Annotated in this window: 5 protein-coding genes; 3 read left to right on the top strand and 2 right to left on the bottom strand. The window is 70.9% G+C overall.

The window, feature by feature from the left end; translation table 11 throughout:
* Together CA984_RS42845 and CA984_RS42840 are read right to left on the bottom strand one after the other, a co-directional pair.
* The coding region (locus tag CA984_RS42845) for a DUF1648 domain-containing protein (protein WP_133061964.1) at positions 1 to 211 on the bottom strand (211 nt) is incomplete at its 3' end.
* 38 nt (positions 212 to 249) lie between these two features.
* Complete coding sequence (locus tag CA984_RS42840; RefSeq protein ID WP_086579014.1) at positions 250 to 585, bottom strand: GntR family transcriptional regulator; 336 nt, start codon at positions 583 to 585, stop codon at positions 250 to 252.
* A 102-nt stretch (positions 586 to 687) separates the two neighbouring features.
* Between CA984_RS42840 and CA984_RS42835 the strand changes: the two genes are divergently transcribed.
* The 3 genes from CA984_RS42835 to CA984_RS42825 all read left to right on the top strand — a co-directional run.
* The gene (locus CA984_RS42835; protein WP_086579013.1) at positions 688 to 2,211 is read left to right on the top strand and encodes a leucyl aminopeptidase; all 1,524 of its coding nucleotides are present in this window, start codon (positions 688 to 690) and stop codon (positions 2,209 to 2,211) included.
* Positions 2,212 to 2,417: 206 nt separating this feature from the next.
* A complete protein-coding gene (lpdA, locus tag CA984_RS42830; protein WP_086579012.1) occupies positions 2,418 to 3,797 on the top strand; it encodes a dihydrolipoyl dehydrogenase in 1,380 nt (459 codons plus the stop codon).
* A 38-nt stretch (positions 3,798 to 3,835) separates the two neighbouring features.
* Positions 3,836 to 4,178: biotin/lipoyl-containing protein (locus CA984_RS42825; RefSeq protein ID WP_341351765.1), on the top strand; the 343-nt coding region annotated here is incomplete at its 3' end.

The following is a 4,178-nucleotide window of genomic DNA, read 5'->3' as shown; positions in this document are numbered from 1 at the left end:
CCCCGCCCCCGATCAGCAGCCACACCGCCGTCCAGGCGACCAGCGCGACGGTGAAGGGCGCCGACCCGTCGGGGCCGCCCGACGGCCCCCAGTGGACGGCCAGCGGGTCGGGCAGCCGGTCGCGCAGCGTCAACGGCACGGCGACCAGCACGGCGGTCACCAGCGTCACCCAGCCGGCGGCCACGGAAACAAATCGGCCTCGCAGGCCCATGGCGGTCTCTCCTTCCGGTGACCGGCCGTCCGGCGCGGTCACGAGATCTCTCTGATCAAGTCGATGACGTCGTCGTGCCCGTAGCCGTACTGGCCCGCCTCGGCGAGCAGCGACCGGAGCCTCTCCTCCAGCACGCTGCGGGGGTCGGGGCGGCTGAGCACGCTCACGCCGCGTCCGCGGCGGAACTCCAGCACGCCCTCGTCGCGCAGGTCGCGCAGGGCGCGCAGCACCGTGTTCGCGTTGATGCCCAGCGCCTCGGCCAGGTCACGGGCCGGTGGAAGCCGGTCTCCCGGCGCGTAGGAACCCTCGGCGACGGCGCGCCGGATCGCCTCGGCCACCTGGTCGTGCAGGGGCCGGGGATCGTTCAGATCCAAGGTGATCAACATAGTGCTATCGACATTAGCACCATCACCTCGAATGGTGCTAATCGAAGTGGCATCATCGGGCCCGGCGATTCGTAGGACGAACCCTCGTTTATGCGTACTGCGCAAGCCCGACTAGCATCGGGCGACGTGACCACTGTGCGGCTGAACTCAACTGACAACGCTGTCTCGTTTGATACCGATGCCCTGGTCGTCGGCGTCCACACCGGCCCGGACGGCCCGCGTCCCGCTCCGGGGGCCGAGAGTGTGGACGAGGCGCTGGGCGGCGGGCTCGCCGCGACACTCCTCGCGATGGGCGTCAAGGGCAAGCAGGGCGAGATCGCCAAGCTTCCGACCTTCGGCGCGCTGTCCGCCCCGCTCCTGGCCGTCGTCGGCCTCGGTGACGCTCCCGAGGGCGACTACGACACCGAGTCCCTGCGCCGCGCCGCGGGCACCGCGTCGCGCGCTCTCGCGGGCACCGCCCGCGTCGCGCTGGCGCTGCCCGCCGCCGACGCGCAGCGGGCCGGGGCCGTCGCCCAGGGCGCCCTGCTGGGCGCCTACTCCTTCACCGCGTACCGGACCACCGGCGAGCAGACCGCCCCGGTGGCCGAGCTGACCGTCCTGAGCGGCGCCGACGGCGCTCAGGCCGCGGTCGAGCGCGCCGCTACCGTGGCCGCCTCGGTCTCCCTGGTCCGCGACCTGGTCAACACCCCGCCCTCGGACCTGTGGCCGGCCCGCTTCGCCGAGATCGCCGAGCAGACCGGCTCGGCGGCGGGCCTGTCGGTCGAGGTCCTGGACGACAAGGCACTCAAGGAGGAGGGCTACGGCGGCATCGTCGCCGTCGGCCAGGGTTCGGCCAACCCGCCGCGCCTGGTCCGCCTCGCCTACAGCCACCCGGAGGCCGCCAAGACGGTCGCGTTCGTCGGCAAGGGCATCACCTTCGACTCCGGCGGCCTGTCGCTCAAGCCGACGTCCTCGATGGACTGGATGAAGTCCGACATGAGCGGCGCGGGCGCGGTCTTCGGCGCGCTCGTCGCGATCGCCGAGCTGGGCCTCAAGGTCAACGCGATCGGCTATCTCTGCCTGGCGGAGAACATGCCCAGCGGCACCGCCCAGCGCCCCTCCGACGTCTTCACCAGCTTCGCGGGCAAGACCGTCGAGGTGCTCGACACCGACGCCGAGGGCCGCCTGGTCCTGATCGACGGCATCGCCCGCGCCGGCCAGGACGACCCCGACCTGATCGTGGACGTCGCCACGCTCACCGGGGCGCAGATCGTGGCGCTCGGCTGGCGTACGGCCGGCGTCATGGCCAACGACGACGAGCTCCGCGAGGAGGTCGTCCGTACGGCCGGCGAGCAGGGCGAGGCCGCGTGGGGCATGCCCCTGCCGGAAGAGCTCCGCAAGGGGCTCGACTCCCCCGTCGCCGACATCGCCAACCTCCACCCGGAGCGCTTCGGCGGCATGCTGACGGCGGGCATCTTCCTTCGGGAATTCGTGCCGGACGGGGTCCGTTGGGCCCACATCGACATGGCGGGACCGGCCTTCAACAAGGGGGAGCCCCACGGCTACACGCCGAAGGGCGGCACCGGGGCGATCACCCGGACCCTCATCGGCCTCGCCGAGCGTTACGCGAGCTAGCCGGCGCCGCGCAAGCGGGTCACAAGCTACGTGGACAAATGAAAAGATGCGGTTGTCGGGGTCAGGCCAAGAGCGAGGCCCCGGCGATGCGGCGAGCCGTGCCCGAGGGGGAGGCGTGGATGCTAACCAGTTTCCGCGTGACCAGCCAGGGCACGGAGCGGGCGCGACCGTGAAGACGGTAATCCAATCCGACAAGGAGCTTTCCTGTGGCTGATGGCAGCGGCCCCTACGACATCGTCGTCCTGGGTGGCGGTAGCGGTGGGTATGCCTGCGCCCTGCGGGCGGCCGAGCTGGGCAAGACGGTCGCGCTGATCGAGAAGGACAAGATCGGCGGCACATGCCTGCACCGGGGATGCATCCCCACCAAGACCCTCCTGCACTCGGCGGAGGTGGCCGACGAGACCCGGGAGAGCGCGGCGTTCGGCGTCAAGGCCCGCTTCGAGGGCATCGACATGGACGGCGTCCACGCGTTCAAGGACAAGATCGTCACTCGCGCCTGGAAGGGCGTCCAGGGCCTGCTCAAGAGCAAGGGCATCACCATCATCGAGGGTGAGGGCCGCCTCGCGGGCCCGAACCGGGTCGCCGTCGGCTCCGAGGTCTACGAGGGCCGCAACATCGTGCTGGCGACGGGCTCCGCGCCCCGGTCGCTGCCCGGCCTGGACATCGACGGTGAGCGGGTCATCACCAGCGAGCACGCGCTCAAGCTGGACCGGGTGCCCACTTCGGTGATCGTTCTGGGCGGCGGCGTCATCGGCGTGGAGTTCGCCAGCGTGTGGCGCTCCTTCGGCGCCGAGGTGACGATCGTCGAGGCGCTGCCGCACCTGCTCCCGCTGGAGGAGGAGTCCAGCTCCAAGCTGCTGGAGCGCGCCTTCCGCCGCCGCGGCATCAAGCAGGAGCTGGGCGTCTTCTTCGAGGGCGTCAAGTCCACCGACACGGGTGTGATCGTCACGCTCGCCAACGGCAAGACCCTCGACGCCGAGCTGCTGCTCGTCGCCGTCGGCCGTGGCGCCGTCTCCTCCGGCATGGGCTTCGAGGAGGCGGGCATCGCGATCGAGCGCGGCACCGTCACCGTCGACGAGTTCTGCCAGACCAGCGTGCCGGGTGTGTACGCGGTCGGCGACCTGATCCCGACCCTGCAGCTCGCCCACGCGGGCTTCGCCGAGGGCATCCTGGTGGCCGAGCACATCGCCGGGCTGAACCCGGTGCCGATCGACTACGACGGCGTGCCGCGGATCACCTACTCCGACCCCGAGGTCGCGTCGGTGGGCATCACCTCCGCCCAGGCCCGCGAGCGTGGTCACGAGGTCGTCGAGTTCACCTACGACCTCGCCGGCAACCCCAAGAGCCAGATCCTGCAGACGCAGGGCGCGGTCAAGATCGTCACCGAGAAGGACGGTCCGGTGCTCGGCGTGCACATGGTCGGCCGCCGCATCGGCGAGCTCGTGACCGAGGGTCAGCTGATCTACAACTGGGAGGCGCTGCCCTCCGAGGTGGCCCAGCTCATCCACGCGCACCCGACCCAGTCCGAGGCCGTCGGCGAGGCGATGCTGGCCCTGGCCGGCAAGCCGCTGCACGTCCACAACTAATAACAAGCCCTCACTCGGAACACGAGAGAAGACACCCAATGCCGAAGTCCGTACAGATGCCCCAGCTCGGCGAGAGCGTCACCGAGGGCACCGTCACCCGTTGGCTGAAGAAGGAGGGCGAGCGCGTCGAGGCCGACGAGCCGCTCCTCGAAGTCTCCACCGACAAGGTCGACACCGAGATCCCCTCGCCGACGGCGGGCATTCTCACCAAGATCGTCGTCGCCGAGGACGAGACCGTCGAGGTCGGCGCCGAGCTGGCCGTCATCGACGAGAACGGCTCCGCGGGCGCCGCTCCGGCTCAGGAGGCCGCTCCCGAGCCCGAGCCCGAGCCGGCCCAGCCGATCTCCTCGATCCCGCAGCCCGCACCGCAGGCCGCCGCCC

Source organism: Streptosporangium minutum, assembly GCF_002149035.1.
GTDB classification, from domain to species: Bacteria; Actinomycetota; Actinomycetes; order Streptosporangiales; family Streptosporangiaceae; genus Streptosporangium; species Streptosporangium minutum.
This window is presented reverse-complemented; position numbering and strand designations above follow the sequence as displayed.